The sequence below is a fragment of the Streptomyces sp. NPDC048255 genome (assembly GCF_040652415.1).
In the GTDB taxonomy this organism is placed as follows: Bacteria; Actinomycetota; Actinomycetes; order Streptomycetales; family Streptomycetaceae; genus Streptomyces.
This window is the reverse complement of record NZ_JBEZMA010000017.1, coordinates 89,034-110,748: the sequence shown is the minus strand read 5'-3', so window position 1 is coordinate 110,748 and position 21,715 is coordinate 89,034. Positions and strand designations below refer to the sequence as shown.

Here is a 21,715-nt window from a genome sequence, read left to right as displayed (position 1 = left end):
CCTCCGCCATCCCGCGCACCGCCCCCACCACGACCACCGAACGGGAGAACCCGCCTTGCGTCACGACCTCGTCGTCTACGTCCCCGGCATCCTCGGCAGCCGACTCACCCGCGACGGCAAGGACGTGTGGCACCAGTCCCTGGGTACCGCGCTGCACATGGCCAAGGAGCTGGCGGTCCATCCGCGCGGCCCGGGCGCGGCCTTCGACCGGCTCGCGCTGCCGCCGGGCATCGGGGACCACCGGCCCGAGACGCCCTGGGCGGTCGCGGCCGACGGGCTGGTCAAGACGCCCGCCGCGCTGCCGGGGCTGCTGTCCTTCCTCGGCTACCCGGACATCCGGGCCATGGCCGGGGACCTGCACGAGGAGCAGTACCTCGCCTTCACCTACGACTGGCGGCTGTCGAACCGGCTCACCGCCGCCGACCTGAAGACCGCCGTCGAACGCGCCCTGACCCGGTGGCGGGAGCGCGTGCGCGACCACTATCCGCAGGCCGCCGACGAGCCCCGGGTGATCTTCCTGTGCCATTCCATGGGCGGCCTCGTCACCCGCTACTACCTGGAGTGCCTCGGCGGCCGGGACACGGCCCGCTCCCTGGTCACCCTCGGGACCCCGCACCGGGGAGCCGCCAAGGCGGTGCGCTTCCTGACCCGCAACGGCATCGGCCCCGGCGACGACCAGCGGCTGCTGGGGCGCAAGGCGCTCACCCTGGCCGGAAAGTGGCTCAACCCCGCCCTAGCCGAGCTGTGCCGCGGCTTCCCCTCCGTCGGGCAGCTGCTGCCCGTGTACAAGGCGGTGATGCTGCCCGGACTGACCCGCACCCGCTACCTCGACGACGAGGGCATCGACGTACCGGACCTCCCCACGGATCTGGTCAAGGACGCGTTCGCCTTCCACACCGAGTTCGAGGACGCTCTGGCGCGCAACCGGCGCCGCGGCGGGGAGAGCGGGCTCCCGTACAAGGTCCACTGTCTGGGCGGGCGCTCCCACCCCACCGTCCACGGCGTCCTGCTGGCCCCGGAGGGCCTGAAGTTCCCCACCGCGCTCGACGACGCGGAGCCGTGGACCGGCGACGGCACGGTGCCCGAGGAGTCGGCGTTCGCCGGGTGGGCCCTGGAGGAGATGGGCGACGCGGTCTGGAGCGGACACCGCCACGTGGACCTGACCGGAGCGGACACCGTCGGGCACCAGCTGTCGGCCATCGTGCGGGGCCGCGGCGCCGGCCAGACCCTCACCGGCGAGGAGGAGTTCGGCGTCCTCGCGCCCGAATTCTCTGTGGCGGGCGAGCCGTTCGAGGTGCTGGTCGAGGGCGCCCGGCCCGGCCGGTCCGTCAGCGTCAGCCTGTCCGCGTCCGGGGGCGGACAGGCCGGCGCACCGGTCCCGCTCACCCCCGACGGCAGCGGCCTGCTGCGCGCCGCGCTCACGGCCGCGTCCGCCGGTACGTGGGTGCTGCGGCTGGAGGCCGAAGGCCCGTACGCCGTGCACCGCGAGGTCCTCACGGCCGTGGACGCGTGAGCACGCCGGAAGGGGGGTGCGCCCGCGAGGTCAGTCCTCGCAGGTGGGCACCCCTTCCAGCCACGCGGCCCCGCGGACGTAGATGTTGCTGACCCAGGCCCGGTAGTCGGGCAGGTAGGACCAGGCGTCGTTGGTGTAGCCGTCCGAGGTGACCTCCTCCGCGTGCTTCTGGCACCCGACCCGGATCGTCGTCGGGCCGGGGAAGGCGTAGACGCGTTCGGCCCGGACGGAAGGCTGGGCCTTGGTCCAGACGCCGGTGCCCCAGGTCTGGAAGACGTGCCCGGTCACCGGACCGGCGTCGACGCGGACCGCTCCGTAGTAGTCGCCGCCCTGCCGGACGTCACTGACCATCAGCTTCGTGCCGGACTGGCGGGCCTCGGCCATCTTGCCCGCGCCGAGGTAGACGGCGATGTGGTGCAGGTGCCGGGAGGTGCCCCACACCAGCAGGTCACCGGGGAGCAGCGGGCCGAGGCCCTGGGCGGCGGTGAAGCGTTCGGCGGCCCGGTGCGTGTAGTACTGGCCGCTGGCGACCCCGTTGAGGATGTCCGACCCGGCGGCCTGGGCGTAGGCGTGGCGGACCAGCCCCGAGCAGTCGAAGCCCAGCCGCTCGGGGTCGTGTTCGCTGGCCGGGTCGCTGGGGTCCACCTGCCCGTACGTGGCACCGGGCTGCGGACCGTGGCCGCCGCCCCAGGTGTACCAGACGCCGGCGTCGACCTGCGCGCAGGCCGCGGCGACAGCCTGTTCGGCGGTCGCGGAGGCTCCCGGCGCCCGTACGGCACACGAGTCGTCGGCGGCGGCCGAGGCGTGCGCCGGGAGGGTGAGGACGAGAAGGGCGAACAGGGCGACGAGCGGGCCGAAAAGTGTCGACGGAGTGGACCGGCGCGGCATATGGGCCTCGATTCCTGTATCTGGGGGGAAGGGGGGCGGCGGATGCGGAACTCGGGAGGGGCGGCCGTCCGGGCCGGCCCTGCGCTGCTCCCCGCGACGCAGCCTGGGGGCCGCTGCCCCCGCGCGTCGAGGCTCCGGCGGCGCCCCGCCGGAAAAATCAAGCCTCGCCGGCGTTCGAGGCGCGGGGGTCCGGGGGCGGAGCCCCCGGCAGCGGCGCCGCAGGGGCGACTCCACGAACAGCCCCCGCGCAGCGGCCAGGCAACGGGAAACCCCTGGGAAACCCCCGCCCGGCGTTCGGCGGAGGCCCCGCGTCACGACCCCTCGCAGGCCGGACCGGCGGAGCCGGAGGGGCCGAGCCCCGCCCGCAGCCGGCAGATCTCCGCCAGCCGCTCGCCGGCGTCCAGGTCCCACAGCCGTACGGTCCCGTCGGTGCTGCTGCTGGCCACCGTCCGCCCGCCGGGGGCGAAGGCGACGCCCCACACCGCGTTCGAGTGCCCCGTCAGCGTGGCCGCGAGCCGCCGCCCGGCCACGTCCCACAGCCGCACCGTACGGTCGTTGCCGCTGGACGCGAGGGCGCGCCCGTCGGGGGAGAAGTCGATGCCCCGCGCGGAACCGGTGTGCCCCGTCAGCTCCGCCACGAGGAGGTGCCGCCGGGCGTCCCACAGGCGTACGGTCCCGTCGTTGCCGCTGCTCGCCAGGGACCGCCCGTCCGGGCCGAAGGCCACACCCCGCACCGCCCCCGTGTGACCGGTGAGCGTGGCCAGCGGACGGCGGCCCGGGACGTCCCACAGCCGGACGGTCAGATCGTCGCCGGCGCTCGCCAGGGTGCGCCCGTCGGGGCTGAACACCACGTCGTTGGCGAAGTCGGTATGGCCGCCGAGCGTGGCGAGCAGGCTGCGCCCCGGGACGTCCCACAGCCGGACCGTGCCGTCGGACCCGGCCGAGGCCAGGGTCCGCCCGTCGGGCGCGAAGGCCACCGAGAACACGGTGCCGTGCCGGCTGGTCAGCGTGGCCAGCGCGGTGCGCGCGGCGACGTCCCACAGCCGGATGGTGCCGTCGGACCCGGCCGAGGCCAGGGTCCGCCCGTCGGGGGCGAAGGCCACCGAGAACACCGTCTCGCCGTGACCGGTGAACGAGGCCACGGCCCGCCGCCGCGCCACGTCCCACAGCCGCACCGTGCGGTCGGCCTCGGCGGTGGCCAGCAGTTCGCCCCCCGGGCCGTAGGCGGCGTGCCAGATCTCGGTGAACGGACGCGCCGTCAGCGCCCGGCCGCGCAGGTCCCACAGCACCACGGACTGGTCGAACCCGGCGGTGGCCAGCAGGGTGCCGGCGGAGTCCACGGCCACCCCGAGCACGTAGTCGGTGTGCCCGGCGAGCGTGGAGACCGCCCGGCCGCTGGGCACGTCCCACAGCCGGGTGGTCCCGTCGCCGCCCGCGCTGACGACGGTCGTCCCGTCGGGCGTGTAGGCGACCGCGTTCACGTCGTCGCTGTGCCCGGTCAGCGTCGCGCTCTGGCGGCGCGCCGCCACGTCCCACAGCCGCACGGTCCGGTCCACGCCGCCGGTGGCGGCCGTCCTCCCGTCCGGTGAGAACGCCGCGCCCAGCACCTCGTCGGTGTGCCCGGGGAGCACGGCGAGCGGCTCCCCCTCCACCGCGTCCCACAGCCGTACGGCCCGGTCGGCTCCCGCCGAGACCAGGGTCCGGCCGTCCGGGGCGTAGGCCAGGGCGTTGACCCTCCCGGCGTGCCCGGTGAGGGTGGCCACGGCCCGGTGGTCCCCGGCGGTCTCCCACAGCCGGATCGTGCCGTCCGCGCCCGCCGAGGCCAGCGTCCGCCCGTCCGGCGAGAAGGCCAGTGCCCGGGCGCCCGCCGTACTCGCGGGCAGCTCCGCCGCCGTACGGGGGTCCGCGACCTGCCAGAGCCGGACGGCCCCGTCCGTGGCGGTCGCCGCGAGCATCCGGCCGTCGGGGCTGAAGACGACCGAGCGCACCCGGCCGGGCAGGGTGAAGGCCGCGGTCCTCACCCGGTCCGCCACCCGCCGCAGCGTCACCGTGCCGTCGGAACTGGCGGTCGCGAGCAGCTGGCTGTCCGGGGCGAAGGCCACCGCGTTGACCGGGCCGCCGTGCCCGCCGAGCCGGGCGACGAACGGCTGGGCCTGGGTGCTCAGCAGCGCCCCGCGCGCCTCGCCGGTCGGCGCGGTCCGGTACGCCTCCCCGGCGAGCAGCATCGACCGCTCCGGCTGGCCTGCGGCCAGTGAGGTGGACTGCAGGGCGAGGGCCCGCGACCGGGCCACGCGCTCCTGGGCCAGGGCTCCCGCGCGCTGCTGGTACGCCAGCCCCCCGGCGGTCAGGGCGAGGGCCAGCAGGACGACGAGGGTGGCCAGCATCCCCTGGCGCAGCCGGACCTGACGCCTGGACTGCCGCTCCCGGCTGTCCTCGGCAGCCTGGCTCGCCAGGAGGAAGGCCGCTTCCCGCGGGGCGAGCCGGCTCCTGCCGTCGAACTCGTCCGCCCAGGAGCGGACGCCGTCCAGCCGGGTCCCGCGGTAGAGGGCGGAGGGATCGCGGCCCTCGCGCTCCCACTCGTCGGCGGCGTGGGCCAGCTGCTGGTGGATCAGCAGCCCGGCGCGGTCGGCGTGGATCCAGCCGTGCAGCCGGGGCCAGGCGTGCAGCAGCGCCTCGTGGGTGATCTCGACGGTGTCGCTGCCCATGGTGATCAGCCGGGCCCGGACGAAGGGGTCGAGCGCCGCCGCGACGCCGTCCGCGTCGGCCAGTTGCTCCATCAGGGCGGTCCGGCCGATGCGGCGCCGGGTGGCCCCCGTACCGTCGGCGACGTGGACCAGGCGCGCCAGGACGCGGCGGATGGCCTTCTGCTCGGCCGGGTACAGGCGGGCGAACACGTTCTCGGCGGTACGGGCGATCGCCCCGCGGATGCCGCCGCTGTGCTCGTACCCGGCGACGGTCAGGGTGGCTCCCTCGCGCCGCTGCCAGGTCGCCATCAGCGCGTGGGACACCAGGGGGAGCGCACCGGACGGGGTGTGGCCGGGCACTGCGCCCACCGCGGGATCCGGATCCTCGCGCAGCCCGGCGTCGCGCAGGAGCAGCGGGACCAGGCCCGGTTCGAGGGTGAGGCCGGCCAGTTCGGCGGGGCGGGTGATCGACTCCCGCAGCTCCGCCACGGACATCGGGGGCAGGACGAACAGCCCCTCGGTGAAGACGGAGGCCAGTTCGGGCAGGTCCAGGCAGCTCCCGGAGAAGTCGGCCCGTACGCCGAGCACCACGACCGCGGGATCGAGCCCGGCGGTGTCCGGGCCGGCCGTGGCCACCGCGCGGAGCACCCGTACGAAGGCGCTCCGCTCCTCCTCGTCCGGGCAGAGGGTGAACAGCTCCTCGAACTGGTCGACGATCAGGACCGGGCGGACGGGCGGCGGCTGCGGGTCCCGGGCCGCCGCCGGGGCGGTGTCCGCCAGCCGGCGGACGGCTTCGAGCAACGCGCGGGGCCGGTCGCGCACCTCCCGTGCGGTGACGGCGAGATCGCCGCCCAGCACCTTCGCGGCGCAGTCGAGCAGTTCCTCCAGGGGATGCGCGGTGGGCGTGAAGGCCACCACCGGCCAGCCCTCGGCGCCCGGCATCGGGAAGCCGTCGCGGCGCCGCAGGGCCGGTACGAGACCGGCGTTCAGCAAGGAGGACTTGCCGGCGCCCGAGGGGGCGACCAGCATCAGCGGCCCGTTCCCGATGCGCTCGAAGACCCGCTCGGCCAGTTCGGCCGTGGCGCGCTCCCGGCCGAAGTACAACGCCGCGTCCTGGGAGGTGAACGCGGGCAGACCGCGGTAGGGGCAGTCGCCGTCGGACTGCGGACCGGGCTCTTCGGTTCCGCTTCCGCTTCCGTCACCCGCGCCGACGCCGGTGCGTGGGTCGTCGTCGGGGGATTCACCCTCCCGGGCCATCCGCAGGAGCCCACCCTCCGCTCGCAGTACCTCGTCGCAGCGACGTGCGACATCGACGGTGACGCGCTTGGAGCCGGTCTCGATCTTGCTGAGGTAGCCCTTGCTGTAGTGCGTCTGACGGGCCAGATCGGCGAGCGACAGGCCGCGTTGCACCCGAAGGCGCCGCAGCTGCGCGGGAAACGACGGCGCGGCGTCCTCGGGTGCTTCGTGCTGGTGATCGGTCTTCCGCCGGCGGTCCGGATCCCCCACAACATCCCCCATGGCACAGCACACCCAGGCAGCGAGATGACGCTGCCAAGGCTACAGCGGGGGTCGGACGGACGGCCAAGTCCCGGTTCCGGTATGACAAATGCGGGAGTGTCCGGAGCCCTGGTCGGAGGCCCCGGACACCACCCGGTCAGGCGGGGGTCACGGCCGGTTGAGGCGGATCGAGTTGATCGGCCCGAGGTCGGCGTACACGCCCTTGTGCGCCTCGATCAGGTAGCCGCAGCCGGCGCCGTTGTACCCGGTGCAGAGGTTGGCGGACGCGCCGCCGGTCTGGTTGTTGAGGACCCAGTGGTTCCCGAACTGGTTGCTCAGGTTGTGGGGCCCGTAGGCGTAGAAGATGTGGCTCGGCTTGACGGCCGGGTTCTGGTTCTGCGGGTAGATGCAGACCGCCCCGTCGGGGCACCCGGCCCAGGCGTCGGCCGGCGCGGCGCCGGCCGTACCGTTGAGCGCGATCACGGCGACGGTGGCGGTCGCGAGCGCGGCGGCGCCGCGGAACATCTTGCGCATGATTTCCCCTCGTGGTCTTGCCTCGTGCGGACAACTTCAAGATGTCCCGGAGCGGACCGGGGGTCGACGGGTTTCCTGTTGCCCGTCGGCGGGGCTGCCGGGAAACCGCCCGTGACCTGGCCGGACGCGCGAGCGGAGGCAACGGTCCGGGAGGAGGATCCGTTCCGCGGAGGCAGGGTGACACGCAAATCGTCGATCATTTGCCGCCAGGGGCGTACTGCCTTCGGATCGAAGGGGTATGGACGATCACACCCTCTGAACATCTGTTAATGTGCCCGCTCCTGGATGTTCATCCATCGATCCGTCTCCCCTCGGGCGCCCCCGTTCGAGGGCGCTGCGAGGTGTCTCGTACGTGCACAGCACTCCGTTCTCCCCCGCACAGGCACGGTCCGCGCGCGACCGCATGGGCCTGACCCCGGCGCAGGTGGCCCACTCCATGGCGGCCTGCGGCGTCCCCGTCCACCCCGGCCTGGTCGTGGCCTGGGAGCAGGGCTCCCACGTGCCGTCCGACCGGCAGCTCTTCGCCCTGGCCGACGTCCTGTGGTGCGGGGCGACGGTCCTCATGGGGGTGGAGCCCCGCACCCTGGAGGAGTACCGGCTGGCCCGTCAGCTCACCGTGGAGCGGCTGGCGTACCGCATCGGCATGGACCCGGCCGAGTACCGCGCGGCGGAGGCGGCGCGCGAGTGGCACGGGGACGCCTGGCAGACCAGGGCCCTGGTCGAGGCCCTGGGCCTGTCCTTGCGCAAGCTCATCGGGATCATGGGCCGCGGGGAGGAGCTGGCCGGTCACCTGCGGTCGGCCGTGGGCGGGCGGTGGAAGGCGTACGTGGACCCGGTGGCGGAGATCGTGGTGGTCGACGCGACCAGCGTGGGCGACGCGCTGCGCACGATGCACGGGGAGTTCGCGGAGTTCTCGGAGCGGTACATGGGGCACCTGGTCGCCCTGAACGACGACACCCGGCTCAAGGAGATAGCGGCCGAGCGCGCCGCCTACCTGAACCGGCTCGTCGACCACTTCTGGGAACTGGTCGGCGAAGCGGGCGAGGCGTCCCCCTTCCCCCTGGGCGGCCGCTGACGGGGCGCCGGACGCCCACGGACTCCGGTGCGCCGGAACCCGTGGGCGTGCGTGGAAGGATGCCGGGGCGTCAGCGGGCCGGCGCGCCGAGCGGCGGATCCGCCGGCCCGCCGTCTCCGATCCGGTCCCAGTCGATCTCCATCGTGGTGCGGCTGGTGAAGACGTTGAACAGCAGGTTCAGGGTGATGGCCGTGAGGGCGCCCAGCGTGATGCCGCTGTCGAGCACCGCCCGGACGCTGTCGGGCATCCGGTCGAAGAACGGCCCGACCGTGGCCGGCAGCATCGCGGCGCCGAGGCTGACGCCCAGGATCAGGGCGTTGCGCTCCTCGCGCAGATCCGCCTTGGCCAGGATCTGGACACCGACCGCGGCGACCATGCCGAACATCGAGAGCGCGGCGCCGCCGAGCACCGGGTGCGGGATCGCCGCGACCAGGCCGCCCGCCTTCGGCAGCAGCCCGAGGATGATCATGAACACGCCGGCCGCGACGACCACGTACCGGCTCATGACCCTGGACATGCGTACGAGGCCGATGTTCTCGGCGAACGCCACGTACGGGAAGGAGTTGAGGACGCCGCCGAGCACCGTGGCGGCGCCGTCGGCGCGCAGGGCCCGCGCGACCGTGTCGGTGTCCACTCTCCTGCGGGTGATCTCACCGATGGCGTAGACGTCCCCGGTGGTCTCCACCATGGTGATCAGCATGACCACGAGCATCGCGGCGATCGGCAGCAGCTCGAACCGCGGCATGCCGTAGTGGAACGGGGTGGTGACGCCGAACCAGGCACTGTCCCGCACCGCCGTGAAATCGGTGTCGCCGAGGAGCCAGGCGACCGCGGTACCGGCCACCAGCCCGAGCAGCACGGCGAGGCTGCTGAGGAACGGCTTGCCGACGCGGACCAGGGTCAGGATGAAGAGCAGGGTGCCCAGCGCGTACGCGAGGTTCTCCGGGTCCCCGTACGCGGGGCTGCCGATCAGCTGCGCGCCGCCGGCCGCGTCCTGGAGGGCCACCGGGATCAGCGTGATGCCGATGATCGTGAGGATCGTGCCGATCACGACCGGCGGGAAGTACTTGGCCAGCTTGCTGAAGACCGGTGCGAACAGGAAGGTCGCTATGCCGGCCGTGATCACCGCACCGTAGACGACGAGCAGTCCGGCGGTGCCGCCGCCCGCGCCCGTGCCGATTGCGATCATGGGTGAGACCGCGGTGAAGGTGACGCCCTGGACCAGGGGCAGCCGGGCGCCGACCTTCCAGACGCCGAGCGCCTGGATGATCGAGGCGATACCGCAGGTCAGCAGGTCCGCGTTGATGAGGTGGATGAGCTCCTGGCGGGAGAGGCCCAGTGCGTTCCCGAGCAGGACGGGAACGATGACGGCCGCCGCGTAGAACGCGAGGACGTGCTGGAATCCGTAGAGGGCGAGTCGGGGGAGCGGGAGCAACTCGTCGACGGGGTGCGCCTGCTGGTGCGGGGTCCGTCGGGAGGACTGCCGGGGGAGTCGTCGTGCCATCTCTGCCTTGCCTTCGCGAGGTAGGTGAATGAGAGAGGGCCGCCGCCCTCCGGTCCCGGGTGACAGGACGGGGGCAGGCCGGCTCGTACCGAGCGGACGTCGGGCGGTGTTGCCGACAGCGCGTCGCTCTTGTCTGCGATTGCGTCCTGGATTGAGAGGACGTCCTTCGATCGGCACAGCGAATGCCCATTTGTCCATGGGATCCGAAGGAGCATCCGATCGGGGGCGCTCACCATAGCCAAAGGGTGTGTTTCCTCGCGAGTAACCGGGAGAGGGGCCGCTCCGGGCACTTCCGCGGGCTCTTCCTCCGGGGTGAAAATGGAGCCGTTTGCGCACCATATGTATCCATCCGCTTACCCGGTGTGGCGAGAGGTGGTGATCGCCCATAGCTTCGGAATGTGACGAACCGACAGCTGAAGTACCTCACCTGCATCTCCGTCGTCATGGCCGCGGGGATCGGCGCAGCCGCGCCGTCCGCGACAGCGACAGCGACCGCCACGGTGGCGGCGGCCAGACACACGGTGAACGTGGGCGAATCGATCCAGGAAGCGGTGGATGCCGCAAGGCCGGGAGACACCATCGTCGTGATGCCCGGCACGTATCGGGAGAACGTGCTGATCACCAAGCGGCTGACCCTGCGCGGGTGGGGCGAGCAGACGGTGATCACCCCGCCGGCCGCGGCTCCCGCGCCGCTGCCCGCGCGCGCGGTCACCCCCTGCTCGCAGGCCGACACCGGAATCTGCGTCATGGGCACGGCGGGGAAGACCGTCGACCGGGTGACCATCGGGTCGCTGACCCTCTCGGGCTTCAAGAGGAACGGCCTGTGGGCCTCCTACACCGACCGGCTGACCGTCGAGAAGGTGATTTCCGAGAAGAACGGCACCTGGGGCATCGCCCAGGAGCGCTCCACCCGGGGCGTGTTCCGCCACAACACCGCCCGGGACAACGCGGAGTCCGGCATCTTCATCGCCAACACCGTCGAACGGGAGGGCGGCGCCATCGACACCCTGGGCGCCGTGGTCCGCCGCAACACGCTGACCGGGAACCGCATCGGAGTGACGGCCAGGCGGGTCAGGAACCTGACCATCCACGACAACACCCTCACCGGCAACTGCGGAGGCGTGTTCGTCGTCGGGGACGAGGGCGAGCCGGGCGCAGGAGACATGACCATCCGCAACAACACGATCCACGCGAACAACAAGTTCTGCCGCGGCAACAGCCGCCTCCCCGACATCCAGGGCGCGGGCATCGTCCTCACCGGAGCGGAGGAGACGACCATCCGGGCGAACTCCATCCGCGACAACGTCGGCGCCTCGCCGATCTCGGGCGGAATCCTGCTCTTCAAGAGCTTCGTGGGCGCCCAGAACACCGACAACGTCATCAGGGACAACGTGGTCAGGGGCAACAAGCCGGCGGACCTGGCCAACCAGGGCACCGGCACGGGCAACACGTTCCGCGGCAACCAGTGCCAGGTGTCTCAGCCCGCAGGGATGTGCTGACCGGTGTTCCCCGTCATCAGGAGAAACGAGGCCGTATGACCACCGTGAGCCCCACCCCCATCACCCCTCTCTCCACGCCCCTGTCCGCTCCCGCTGGCCCCGCCGCCCCCGCCCCGCCGCCGGGCATGCGGCTGAGGGAGCTCGTCTTCGGCGCCGCCTGCGCCGCGGCCGTACGCGCCGCGGCCCGCCTCGGCGTCGCCGACGCCCTGGGCGAATCGCCCGCCACCGCGGCGGAACTGGCGGCCGAGGTGAACGCCGAGCCGCAGCCCCTGCGACGGCTGCTGCGCGCCCTGTCCTGCTACGGGGTCTTCGCGGAGACCCCGGACGGGAAGTTCGTCCACACGGAGATGTCACGACTGCTGCGGGAGGACGACCCGCACAGCCTCCGGTACATCTCCCTGTGGTGCACGGAGCCCTGGACCTGGCAGGCCTGGCCGCTGCTCGACGAAGCGGTCCGCTCCGGCGGGAACGTGTTCGAGGGCGTCTTCGGCAAGGGCTTCTTCGACTACCTCCACCAGGACGCGCACGAGTCGGCCCACGTGTTCAACCGGGCCATGACCACCTCCAGCATGCAGTCGGCACGGGACGTCGCGGACCTCCTCGACCTCACCGGTGTCCGCGCGGTCGCCGACATCGGGGGCGGCCAGGGGCACGTCCTGGCGAGCCTGCTGGAGAAGCACCCGACGGTACGCGGCACCCTGCTCGACCTCCCCGGTGTGGCGGCGAAGGCGGACCCCCGGCTCCGGGAGGGCGGTCCGCTCGCCGAGCGGACCCGCATCGTCCCCGGGGACTGCCGCGAGGCCATTCCGGTCGAGGCCGACCTCTACATCATCAAGAACATCCTGGAGTGGGACGACGACAGCACCCGCCGCACCCTGCGCAACGTCGTCGCGGCCGCCCGCCCGGGAGCCCGGGTCGTCGTCATCGAGAACCTCGTCGACGACACCCCGTCCATGCGGTTCACCACGGCCATGGACCTGATGCTGCTGCTCAACGTCGGCGGTGCGAAGCACTCCAGGGAGAGCCTCGTCACCCGCCTGACGGACGCCGGCCTGGTGATCGGGGAGGTCCGCCCCGTCAACCCGTACCTGCACGCGTTCGAGTGCAGCGTGCCCGGGTGACCGCGACCGGATCCCGCCACAGCACCTCGAGCCGGCCCGGAGCCGGTCTCGGGGTGCCGAGGCACGTCAGGCTCCCGTCACCAGGGTGTCGTTCACGAGGCTGAGGAACTCCCGCGGGGTCTTGCACTGGTCCGCGTCCGCGGGCAGCGCACGGCCGTGCCGGTTCTCCAGCTCGCCGACGATGCCGAGGAGCCCGAGCGAGTCCAGGCCCCACTCCTCGAAGGCCGAGTCGGGCCGGCTCGCCATGTCGACGGGGTCGACGTTGACACCGGCGCCCTTCTTCATCAGGGCGGCCAGTTCCTCGATGGTCAGTTGAACGGTCATGAGGGAGTTCTCCTTCTCACGGTGGGGCGGGCAGACGGCGGGGCGGACGGGTCAGGCTTCCGCGCCGGTCCGCCGGTCGGTGATCCGGCGCATGGTGGAACGCGCGAGGAACCGCGAGATCCCCAGGTCGGTGGTGAGGAGCCCGTCCTCGGCGCCGCTGCTGCCGTAGCCGTCACCGTCGTCGAGCAGCCGGGCGAGCACGCCCGCCTTGTGGTCACCCTCGACGCCGACCGCCAGGGCGGGCCGGCCGTCGAGCGGGCCGCGCACGTCCAGGAGCCGTACGACGAGGTCGTCGCGCTGGAAGACGGTGCTGCCCTCGACGGGGCTCGTCAGATCGTCGACCGCCGCCTCGTCCTGGCCGGCCAGCAGCCGGGCCAGCGCCATGCCGCACCCGGGCTTGGCGGAGTAGAACAGCGCGTGACGGTCCACGGCCTCGGACTCGTACCCGACCGCGGCGACGTGGTGCACGGCGGGCAGGGCCGCCCGGGTGAAGAACACCCGGGCGGACGCCGGGTCGTCGAGGTCCCGGGACTGCTCCAGGTACGGGTTGAGGGCCTCTTCGAGGGCCCTGACCTCGGGCTGCCGGGCCACGTGCCGCAGCGCCGCGAGGAGGTCGCCCTCCACCTCGATCGCCCGTACGACGCGGTTGCCGTGCATGAACAGCGAGGTGCGGCGCAGCCAGGTGCTCTCGTCGACCCGGGCCTGCGGGGAGGCGTACCCGGCCATCAGCTTGGCGACGGTCGCCTCGCTGCCCGGCTTGACGGTGAAGGTGAGGGCGTGGCGGACCAGGCCGTCCCCGCGCCGGGGAGCCGCCTGGAGGCGGCCCTTGACGGGCGACGGCAGATCGGCCACCGCCTTGCCGCTCTCCTGGAGGACGCTGAAGCGCAGCGAGCGGGTGTCCCGTACGCAGCCGTGCAGCGGCTCGACCGACCGGACGTGCTCCTCGCTGTTCAGCCAGGCGAGGAACGGCGGTGCGCTCTCCCATTCGCTGGTGATGAGCCATTGGGAGGGATTCTCGATCGACTGGCACAGCTCGTCGCTGATGTGTCCGGGGACGGACGACACCTGGTTGCGCAGGTCCTCGTACACCTTGAGGAACTGGTTCTGGGCGCCGTCGTACAGGTCAAGCAGAAGCACGACCCGAAGCCTGGAGCCGTCGAAGGCGGACTGCGATATCCGTTCCGACAAAGTTGTCATCGTTCTCACTCCTTCGAGACCGCGCGCCCGCCACATCCCGTGGCACGTCGTCAGTCGTCGGTGGAATCCGCGTGGGTGATCCGCCTGCGGATGCGGTCGGTCAGCCCCCGAGTCACGGGTGGCGCTACCCGGATTCGATCGTTGTCCGGTACCGCGACCGGCGCGAGAGGGGAGAACCAAGCGGGTGAATGGGCGGGGGAAACGTCCCACTAAAGGGCATGAAAGAGCCATGACGGAAAACGTTGACCACCGTGTGCCGGTCCTCATCGTGGGTGGCTCGCTGGTGGGCCTGTGCACCTCCCTGTTTCTGGGCCGCCACGGCATCAGGCACATGCTCGTCGAGAAGCACGCAGGTACCTCGATGCATCCCCGCGGACGCGGAATCAACGTACGGACCATGGAGGTGTTCCGGGTCGCCGGCGTAGAGGCGCAGATCCGCGAGGCAGCCTCGGTGCTGTCGGACAACCACGGCATCCTTCAGGGCGGCTCGCTCACCGGTGACGACCAGGAGTGGCTGTTCCAGGAGATCGACCCCGGCGGCGCGATCGCGCGCTTCAGCCCATCGACGTGGTGCCTGTGCAGCCAGAACGACATCGAACCGGTCCTGATGTCCGTGACCCCCTCGCTGGGCGCTGACCTGCGCTTCTCCACCGAGCTCCTCACCTTCGACCCCGACGAGAACGGCGTCACGGCGACCGTGAAGAACCGCGACACCGGTGAGCACGCCACCGTGCGCGCGGACTACCTCGTCGCCGCCGACGGACCGCGCAGCCCGGTCCGGGAACAACTGCGCATCGGCCAGAGCGGCTCCGGCGACCTCTTCCACAACGTGAGCATCACCTTCCGGTCCCACGGGCTCACCCGGATCGTCGGCGACCGGCGGTTCATCGTCTGCTACCTGACCAAACCCGACGCGGACGGCGCCCTGCTGCCCGTCGACAACCACGAGCAGTGGGTGTTCCACATGCCGTGGCATCCCGACCACGGCGAGACGCTGGAGGACTTCACCGACGAGCGCTGCGTCGACCACATCCGCCGGGCGATCGGCGCACCCGACCTGGACGTCGCCATCACCGGCAAGGCGCCGTGGCACGCCGCGGAGCGGGTCGCGCGGCAGTACGCGTCCGGCCGGGTCTTCCTCGCTGGGGACTCCGCCCACGAAATGTCCCCCACCGGGGCGTTCGGCTCGAACACCGGCATCCAGGACGCGCACAACCTCGCCTGGAAGCTGGCTGCCGTACTGGAGGGCTGGGCGGGTCCGAGCCTGCTGGAGACGTACGAGGCCGAGCGGCAGCCGGTGGCGCGGGCCACCAGTGAGCGGGCCTCCGCCCGGTCGGCGGAGCACAGCCACCCCGGGTACGCACCCGCCCCCGCGGCCGCCGCCGCGCGGCAGGGCGGTGTCCTCACCGTGGCCATGGGCTACCGCTACAACCAGGGCGCCGTCGTGGGCACCGACCCGGACCAGCCGGTCGTGCCCGAGCGGATGCAGCTGTCCGGCGATCCCGGCACGCGCGCCCCGCACATGTGGATCGGCCGGGACGGGGAGCGCAAGTCCACCCTCGACCTCTACGAGCGCTCCTTCGTTCTGCTCAGCTCCGAGGGCACGCCCTGGCGCGCGGCGGGCCAGGAACTCGCGGAGCGGCTGGGCATGCGCCTGGACGCGTACGAGATCGGCATCGGACCGGAGGCCGATCTGATCCCGGAGAACGGGGCCGACTGGGCGGAGGTCCACGGCACCCACCCGGAGGGCGCGGTCCTCGTCCGCCCGGACGGCTTCGTCGCCTGGCGGTGGACGCAGGAGGTGGACGACCCGGAGGCGGTGCTGCACGAGGTGATGAGCACCCTGCTGGGCCGTTCCTGACCGGATCCTGACCGGCGTTCCTGACCCGGCCCGTCCTCTGCGGGCCGGGTCACCCGCCCCCGGCCAGCCGGTGGAGCCGCAGGGCGAGCTGGAGTTCGAGGGCCCGGTCCGGGGCGTTCCAGTCCCGGCCCAGCAGGCGCCCGACCCGTTCCAGGCGCTGGACCACGGTGTTCACGTGGACGTGCAGGACCTCCTTGGTCCGGGTCAGGCTGGCGCCCTGCACGAAGTACGCCTCCAGGGTCGTGGTCAGGTCCGTTCCGCGAGCGGTGTCGTAGTCCAGTACGGGGCCCAGGGTCCGGGTCACGTACCCGGCGACATCGGCCTGGTCGCCGATGAGCACCCCGACGAAGCCGAGGTCGGCGAGGGCGCCGCCCTGGCCGTTCCGGCCCAGGGCCCGCAGCGCGGACAGCGCGCGGTGGGCCTCGGCGTGCGCCGCCGGCAGGCCGGCCGGCCCGGTGGCCGGACCCGCCGCGCCGACGGTGACCTCGGCGCCGACCGCCCTGCCCAGTTCCGCGGCGAGGGACTGGGCGAGGGAGCCGGGGTCCCGGGTGGGCAGGACGAGCACCACGTGCTCGTGGTGCAGCCCGGCCAGGCCCTCGTGGGCGCGGGCGCCGCGGGCCGCCGCCGTGAGCAGCCGGTGCCGGGGGACCTCCGCGCCGTGGACGACGAACACCGCCTGCGGGCGGCCCAGGTCGACGCCCGTCCGGCGGGCCCGGGCGGCGAGCCCGCCGGGGTCCCCGGTGGGGGACAGCAGGTCGCCCAGCAGTTCACCGCGCACCCGGTCCTCGGTCTGGGCGACCGAGCGGCGCAGCAGCAGGAGCAGGGCCGCGACCACGCTCGCCCGCTCGAACAGCAGCCGGTCGGCGTCCCCGAGGTCCGGGCGGCCCGTCAGGGCGATGCTGCCGAGCAGTTCGGGCCCGGCCAGTACGGCGCACACCCAGGTCCCGTCGACGGCCACGGCCCGGCCGCCGGCCCGCGAGGCCGCCACCGCCGGGGTCGCCGGAGGAAGCGGCTCCGCCCCGGTGCGGGCCAGCTCGGCCCCCTCCGCGTCGTGGATCAGGATCCCGCCGTCCAGGATGCCGGCGATCTGCGCGGCCACATCGGTGGCGTCGCCGCCGCGCAGCACCAGATCGGTGAGCTGGTCGTGGGCCTGCTCGGCGCGCCGCATGGCCTCGCTCTGCGCGCGGATGGTCTCGGTGGCGGAACCCAGGTCGACGAGCGCCGCCCGGGTCTCCTCCAGCAGCCGGGCGCCGTCGATGGCGATGGCGGCGTGGTCGGCCAGGGAGGAGAGCAGCGCCACCTCGTCCGGGGTGAAGGTCCGCGGGGCGCGGTCGGCGGCGTAGAGCACCCCGATGACCTGGGCGCCCACCCGCAGCGGCACGCCCAGGATGGCGCGTAGGCCTTCCTCGCGGACGGCGCCGTCGATCGGGGTGGTGTGGTGGAAGCGGGTGTCGGCCTGGTAGTCCCCGGTGGCGTACGGGCGGGCGGTCTGGGCGACGAGGCCGCCCAGACCCTCGCCCATGCCGAGCCGGACCCGCTGGAAGGCGGCGGCCACCGAACCGTCGGTGACCCGCATGTACGTGTCGCCCGCTGCCTCGTCGTTGAGGGACAGGTAGGTGACGTCGGTGCCCAGCAGGAGTTTGGCCCGGTGCACGATGGCCTTCAGCACCGCGTCCAGATCGCGCAGGGCGGCCAGGTCGCCGGCCGTGTCGAAGAGGGCGCTGAGCTGGGCCTCGCGCCTGCGGTGCTGGCCGAGCGTACGGCGGATGCGCAGGGCCACCTCGGTGGCCTCGGCCAGTGCGGCGAGCTCCGCGGGGCCCGCTCCGGCCTCCGCGGCCTCGGCGGCGGGGCGGCCGAACTCCTCCGCGGAGGCGCCGCCGGCCAGCAGGTCGAGCAACTGCCGCACACCGGTGCGGGCTTCATGGTGGGCGGAGCCTGGGCCTGTCACGGTGCGGAGCATACGGGGAGGACCTGCGGGCCCGGCGCGGACGGGGAGTCCTCGGCCAGATCACGCCCCCGGGTCTCCTTCGCCACGAGCACGGTCAGGGCGGTGACGAGCGCCGCGAGGCAGAGGTAGAGCGAGACGGGGACGGAGGAGTCGTAGTCCTTGAGGAGTTCGACCGCGATGATCGGGGCGAGGGCGCCGCCGATGACGGAGGCGAGCTGGGAGCCCATGGAGGCGCCGGAGTACCGGACCTTGGTGTCGAACATCTCCGAGATGAAGGCGGCCTGCGGACCGTACATCGCGCCGTGCAGCAGCAGTCCGACGGTGACCGCGAGCGCGATGACCGGGAAGGACTCCGTGTCCAGCAGGGCGAAGAAGGCGAAGGCCCAGCAGGCCATGCCCACCGCGCCGATCAGGGTGACCGGCCGCCGCCCGATCCGGTCGGAGAGCGCGCCCCACAGGGGGATGGTGACGAAGTGGACCGCCGAGCCGATCAGTACGGCGTTCAGCGCGTCGCTCTTCGGCAGACCCAGGTGGGCGGTGACGTAGACGAGCAGGAAGGCCGTGAGGACGTAGTACGAGATGTTCTCGCCGAGCCGGGTGCCGATCGCGGTCAGCACCTGGCGCCGGCCGGTGCGCAGCACCTGAAGGACCGGGGCCTTCTCCCGGACACCGGCGGCGGCCGCCGCCTCCGCCTTGCGCTGGGCCTCCAGGAAGACCGGGGACTCCGAGACGGAGATGCGGATCCACAGGCCGATCACGACGAGCACCCCGGACAGCAGGAACGGGATGCGCCAGCCCCAGGCGAGGAACGCCTCGTCGGACTGGACCGCCGCCAGGAGGGCCAGCACACCGGTGGCGAGCAGATTTCCGCCGGGCGCGCCCGCCTGCGGCCACGAGGCCCAGAAGCCCCGGTGCCGGTCGCCGCCGTGCTCGGAGACCAGCAGGACCGCCCCGCCCCACTCCCCGCCGAGGGCGAAGCCCTGGATCAGCCGGAGCAGCGTGAGCAGGATCGGGGCGCCGACCCCGATGCTGGCGTGCGTGGGCAGCAGACCCATCGCGAAGGTGGCCCCGCCCATCATCAGCAGGCTCAGCACGAGCAGCTTCTTGCGGCCCGTCCGGTCACCGAAGTGCCCGAAGACGATCCCGCCCAGCGGCCGGGCGACGAAGCCCACCGCGTAGGTCAGGAACGCGAGCATGGTGCCGACCAGCGGGTCGCTGGACGGGAAGAACAGGGTGTTGAACACCAGGGCGGCGGCGGAGCCGTAGAGGAAGAAGTCGTACCACTCGATGGTGGTGCCGACCAGGCTGGCGCCGACGATCCTTCCTATGCCTGACCGGGTCGGCGCAGCCGTTGCGGGGGAGACCATGTGCACCACTCCAGGCGGTTGGCGGAGACGTTCCGTGTCGGCACAACGTAGAAGCCCGCAGGTCAGCCGCGTATGTGGTGGGACATCACAATCGGACGACGTCTTGTGTGGCCTGCCACCACACCGCTGGAGGTGACACCTTCCGTCCCCCTCCCTTCCGTCCCCCTCCTTTCCGTCCCCCTCCCCCTTTCACGGGACGGCGTCAGGTATCAGCGACGGGAAAGGGACGGCGCGGGCGGCGCGATGCGTACCCGGCCCTCGGCGGGAGCGTTCTCGATGTCGTCGAGCTGCGCGACGATCGTGCGGCGCAGCTCTTCGTAGTCCTCGAAGCGGTAGTCGTTGAACAAGGTGTAGCCCGTCCACATCAGGTTGGCGCACACCCGGGCCGGCACCCGGCCGGTCCGGGCGCCCATGCCGACCAGAGCCACTGACTGGATGCTGCCGGGCGCCTCCGCGTTCCGCCGGTGGACCGCCTGGAAGGCGGCGGCGCACGCCAGGGCCACATTGAGGGTCTCGCTCACGTCCTGCGAGGACGTCTCCATCGTGGGCGTCGATATGAGGAACTTCGGATCGGTCGCCCCGGACGGAACGCACACCGCGCTCCCCACCGGGAGGCTGCCCGCGAACTGGTCGCGGATCGCCCGCTGCACGCGCAGCTGGATGCCCGCCCCGAGGTGCCGCTTGATGACCGCGTCGACCCCGCCGTCCATCCGGCCGCGGGAGTTGGTCGGGGTGACCCAGGCGTCGACACGCTCGTCGAGGATCGAGCCTCTGCGGATCTCGATCCCGGGGGTGTCGGCGAAGGCGGCCCGCCACGCCTCCACCACGTCGGTGCTGATGTCGGTCAGCACCACCCTGAGGGGCGTCTGCACGAGGTCTGCGGCCATGGTCCACTCCGATCGAGAGAAGGTCTTTCCACTGCTCACGACGCTACGGCAGCCCACTGACAACGCGATTGTCGATGTGGGTCGGTGACCTCCCGTCAGGAGGATGGGCCGCCCCCGGATGTCAGAGCCGTCGCGTAGAAAACAAGCACCTCGCTGCTCGCAGCCCCACCACGGTCCGACCCCTTCGGAGTGCCCTCATGCGCGATTCCCACGTCCCCGCCGAACCCGGAACCACTGACCCGCTCGCCCTCGCCGAGCTCTTCGAGGGCGGCGGTGAACCGTGGCTTCCGCTGCTGAAGCCGGTGATCGAGGCACAGCCGGACGCGGCCTCGTTCATCGGCCCGGGCCGCGACCCGGAGGTCGTCCCGGTCCGCGAGCTGACCTTCCAGGCGCTCAAGCCCCACCCGCCGCACAAGTGGAAGGTCGTCGTCTTCGGCCAGAACCCGTACCCGCGGCCGGAGAGCGCCACGGGCATAGCCATGTTCGACAACACCTTCCACGACTGGAAGGACAGCCAGTTCGGCCGGGTCGTCAGCATCCGCTGCATCATCAAGGCGGCGGCGATGTGGAAGTACGGCATCCCCAAGAAGACTCCGATCGCCGACGTCCGGGCCCTGCTGAAGAAGCAGCAGACCGTCCAGCCGCCGGAGTGGTTCCAGGCGATGCTCACGCAGGGCGTACTCCTGCTGAACGCGGCGCTCACCGCCAGCAGCGACGGGGCGACGGGAACCGACCGGCACACGGCGTTCTGGCGTCCGGTCGCCGAGGGGATCGTCGAAGAGATACTCCGGGCCAAGCAGAACGCCGACAAGGAGGACCGCTATGTCGTCTTCGCGTGGTGGGGGGCTCACGCGCGCAGCCTGAAGAAGGTCGTCCTCCGGCTCCAGAAGAGGTACCCGGAGGTCGAGGTCCGGCACATCGACCATCCCAATCCCGCGGCGCAGGGCGATGTCTTCTGCGAAGGCGACCATTTCGCGACGGTGAACGCGGCCCTCGCCTCGCTGGGCGCCGATGAGATCGACTGGCTGCCGAGCGAGGGATGGAACGAGCTCGCGGCGGCGGCCGACGGGACGGACGGCGATGTCGCCGAGCGGATGGGCGCGTTCATCGCGTCCACCATGGAGCTGCACCAGCTGTACCTGGACCGGCTCGCGGGCGTCAAGGACGAGGGCCTCGTCCTCCCCGCGATCACCGGGGTGTTCGACACCCCGCTCATGGACTTCCAGGACGCCGTCGGCCCGGTCGCCGACCTGCTCTCCGACCTCGGCCGGCACGTCAGGCTGTCGCACGAGTTCGGCAAGAGGCGGGCGGACGGGGCGCCCGGCAGCCTGTCCGCCGACGCGATCGCCGCGCTCTACCTCTACACCTGCGAGTCCGCGTTCTACCGGGAGATCAACGCCGTGCTGCGCTCCCCGGACCGGGCCGAGCTGGTCCCGTACCTCCCGTACCTGCGGCTGATGTTCTCGGCGGTGTCGCAGCTTCCCGCCCGCACGGAGCCTTTGTGGCGCGGGGTGGCGCTGGACCTGCGTGCGCAGTATCCGCTCGGCCGGACGGTGACCTGGTGGGGCGTGTCCTCGTGCACCTCCGCGCCCGGCGTGGCACGGGCGTTCCTCGGCAGCCGCGGCAAGCGGACGCTCTTCGAGGTGGTCCCCGCCCGGGCGGTGGGCATCCGCGACTTCTCCGCGTTCACGGGCGAGGAGGAGTTCATCCTCGCGCCGGGCACGCAGCTGAAGGTGACGGAGGTCAAGGCCGGGCGCGGCGGCCTGTGCACCGTGAAGCTGACCGAACTGGAGGAGCAGACCGGCGTCTCCTGAGC

Annotated in this window: 15 protein-coding genes; 6 read left to right on the top strand and 9 right to left on the bottom strand. The window is 72.5% G+C overall.

What is annotated here, in order from left to right:
* Positions 1-55 precede the first annotated feature (55 nt).
* Positions 56-1,513, top strand: coding sequence for a hypothetical protein (locus tag AB0D94_RS16620; protein ID WP_362051839.1), 1,458 nt, complete (start codon positions 56-58; stop codon positions 1,511-1,513).
* Between the two features lie 30 nt (positions 1,514-1,543).
* Here AB0D94_RS16620 and AB0D94_RS16615 read toward each other — a convergent pair whose 3' ends face one another.
* From AB0D94_RS16615 to AB0D94_RS16605, 3 genes are all read right to left on the bottom strand, one after another.
* Positions 1,544-2,401, bottom strand: coding sequence for an NlpC/P60 family protein (locus AB0D94_RS16615; protein ID WP_362051837.1), 858 nt, complete (start codon positions 2,399-2,401; stop codon positions 1,544-1,546).
* Between the two features lie 311 nt (positions 2,402-2,712).
* On the bottom strand, positions 2,713-6,603 hold the full coding sequence (locus tag AB0D94_RS16610; protein WP_362051835.1) for a helix-turn-helix domain-containing protein: 3,891 nt from the start codon (positions 6,601-6,603) through the stop codon (positions 2,713-2,715).
* 147 nt (positions 6,604-6,750) lie between these two features.
* Entirely contained in the window at positions 6,751-7,116 is a 366-nt protein-coding gene (locus tag AB0D94_RS16605) for a hypothetical protein (protein WP_362051833.1), read from the bottom strand.
* Positions 7,117-7,468: 352 nt separating this feature from the next.
* Between AB0D94_RS16605 and AB0D94_RS16600 the strand changes: the two genes are divergently transcribed.
* Entirely contained in the window at positions 7,469-8,191 is a 723-nt protein-coding gene (locus AB0D94_RS16600; protein ID WP_362051831.1) for a transcriptional regulator, read from the top strand.
* Between the two features lie 70 nt (positions 8,192-8,261).
* On the opposite strand, the gene AB0D94_RS16595 is transcribed toward AB0D94_RS16600, so the two are convergent.
* The gene (locus AB0D94_RS16595) at positions 8,262-9,695 is read right to left on the bottom strand and encodes a nucleobase:cation symporter-2 family protein (protein WP_362051829.1); all 1,434 of its coding nucleotides are present in this window, start codon (positions 9,693-9,695) and stop codon (positions 8,262-8,264) included.
* Between the two features lie 398 nt (positions 9,696-10,093).
* Here AB0D94_RS16595 and AB0D94_RS16590 point away from each other — a divergent pair, with 398 nt between their 5' ends.
* Together AB0D94_RS16590 and AB0D94_RS16585 are read left to right on the top strand one after the other, a co-directional pair.
* Positions 10,094-11,194 (top strand): right-handed parallel beta-helix repeat-containing protein, encoded by a 1,101-nt coding sequence (locus AB0D94_RS16590; protein ID WP_362051826.1) that lies wholly within the window; start codon positions 10,094-10,096, stop codon positions 11,192-11,194.
* Positions 11,195-11,229: 35 nt separating this feature from the next.
* Complete coding sequence (locus AB0D94_RS16585; RefSeq protein ID WP_362051824.1) at positions 11,230-12,315, top strand: methyltransferase; 1,086 nt, start codon at positions 11,230-11,232, stop codon at positions 12,313-12,315.
* Between the two features lie 66 nt (positions 12,316-12,381).
* Here the strand turns inward: AB0D94_RS16585 and AB0D94_RS16580 are convergent, their stop codons facing one another.
* Together AB0D94_RS16580 and AB0D94_RS16575 are read right to left on the bottom strand one after the other, a co-directional pair.
* Complete coding sequence (locus AB0D94_RS16580; RefSeq protein ID WP_362051822.1) at positions 12,382-12,639, bottom strand: acyl carrier protein; 258 nt, start codon at positions 12,637-12,639, stop codon at positions 12,382-12,384.
* Positions 12,640-12,690: 51 nt separating this feature from the next.
* Positions 12,691-13,836 (bottom strand): SchA/CurD-like domain-containing protein, encoded by a 1,146-nt coding sequence (locus AB0D94_RS16575; protein ID WP_362051820.1) that lies wholly within the window; start codon positions 13,834-13,836, stop codon positions 12,691-12,693.
* Positions 13,837-14,065: 229 nt separating this feature from the next.
* Here AB0D94_RS16575 and AB0D94_RS16570 point away from each other — a divergent pair, with 229 nt between their 5' ends.
* Positions 14,066-15,697 carry an FAD-dependent monooxygenase gene (locus AB0D94_RS16570; RefSeq protein WP_362051818.1) on the top strand — a complete coding sequence of 544 codons (1,632 nt, stop codon included), beginning with the start codon at positions 14,066-14,068 and terminating at the stop codon, positions 15,695-15,697.
* 49 nt (positions 15,698-15,746) lie between these two features.
* Here AB0D94_RS16570 and AB0D94_RS16565 read toward each other — a convergent pair whose 3' ends face one another.
* From AB0D94_RS16565 to AB0D94_RS16555, 3 genes are all read right to left on the bottom strand, one after another.
* On the bottom strand, positions 15,747-17,657 hold the full coding sequence (locus AB0D94_RS16565; protein WP_362051816.1) for a GAF domain-containing protein: 1,911 nt from the start codon (positions 17,655-17,657) through the stop codon (positions 15,747-15,749).
* A complete protein-coding gene (locus AB0D94_RS16560) occupies positions 17,642-19,012 on the bottom strand; it encodes an MFS transporter (RefSeq protein WP_362051814.1) in 1,371 nt (456 codons plus the stop codon). The genes AB0D94_RS16565 and AB0D94_RS16560 overlap by 16 nt, the downstream gene beginning before the upstream one ends.
* Positions 19,013-19,221: 209 nt before the next feature.
* Complete coding sequence (locus AB0D94_RS16555; RefSeq protein ID WP_362051812.1) at positions 19,222-19,899, bottom strand: macro domain-containing protein; 678 nt, start codon at positions 19,897-19,899, stop codon at positions 19,222-19,224.
* Positions 19,900-20,096: 197 nt separating this feature from the next.
* Between AB0D94_RS16555 and AB0D94_RS16550 the strand changes: the two genes are divergently transcribed.
* Positions 20,097-21,713 carry an ADP-ribosyltransferase domain-containing protein gene (locus AB0D94_RS16550; RefSeq protein WP_362051810.1) on the top strand — a complete coding sequence of 539 codons (1,617 nt, stop codon included), beginning with the start codon at positions 20,097-20,099 and terminating at the stop codon, positions 21,711-21,713.
* Positions 21,714-21,715 lie beyond the last annotated feature (2 nt).

What these genes read in the sequence shown, in the direction of transcription:
- AB0D94_RS16585 (WP_362051824.1), top strand. Translation starts at nt 11,230, where the DNA reads ATGACCACCGTGAGCCCCACCCCCATCACCCCTCTCTCCACGCCCCTG.
- AB0D94_RS16610 (WP_362051835.1), bottom strand. Translation starts at nt 6,603, where the DNA reads ATGGGGGATGTTGTGGGGGATCCGGACCGCCGGCGGAAGACCGATCAC.
- AB0D94_RS16605 (WP_362051833.1), bottom strand. Translation starts at nt 7,116, where the DNA reads ATGCGCAAGATGTTCCGCGGCGCCGCCGCGCTCGCGACCGCCACCGTC.
- AB0D94_RS16555 (WP_362051812.1), bottom strand. Translation starts at nt 19,899, where the DNA reads ATGGCCGCAGACCTCGTGCAGACGCCCCTCAGGGTGGTGCTGACCGAC.
- AB0D94_RS16570 (WP_362051818.1), top strand. Translation starts at nt 14,066, where the DNA reads ATGACGGAAAACGTTGACCACCGTGTGCCGGTCCTCATCGTGGGTGGC.
- AB0D94_RS16560 (WP_362051814.1), bottom strand. Translation starts at nt 19,012, where the DNA reads ATGGTCTCCCCCGCAACGGCTGCGCCGACCCGGTCAGGCATAGGAAGG.
- AB0D94_RS16615 (WP_362051837.1), bottom strand. Translation starts at nt 2,401, where the DNA reads ATGCCGCGCCGGTCCACTCCGTCGACACTTTTCGGCCCGCTCGTCGCC.
- AB0D94_RS16595 (WP_362051829.1), bottom strand. Translation starts at nt 9,695, where the DNA reads ATGGCACGACGACTCCCCCGGCAGTCCTCCCGACGGACCCCGCACCAG.
- AB0D94_RS16550 (WP_362051810.1), top strand. Translation starts at nt 20,097, where the DNA reads ATGCGCGATTCCCACGTCCCCGCCGAACCCGGAACCACTGACCCGCTC.
- AB0D94_RS16580 (WP_362051822.1), bottom strand. Translation starts at nt 12,639, where the DNA reads ATGACCGTTCAACTGACCATCGAGGAACTGGCCGCCCTGATGAAGAAG.
- AB0D94_RS16575 (WP_362051820.1), bottom strand. Translation starts at nt 13,836, where the DNA reads ATGACAACTTTGTCGGAACGGATATCGCAGTCCGCCTTCGACGGCTCC.
- AB0D94_RS16565 (WP_362051816.1), bottom strand. Translation starts at nt 17,657, where the DNA reads ATGCTCCGCACCGTGACAGGCCCAGGCTCCGCCCACCATGAAGCCCGC.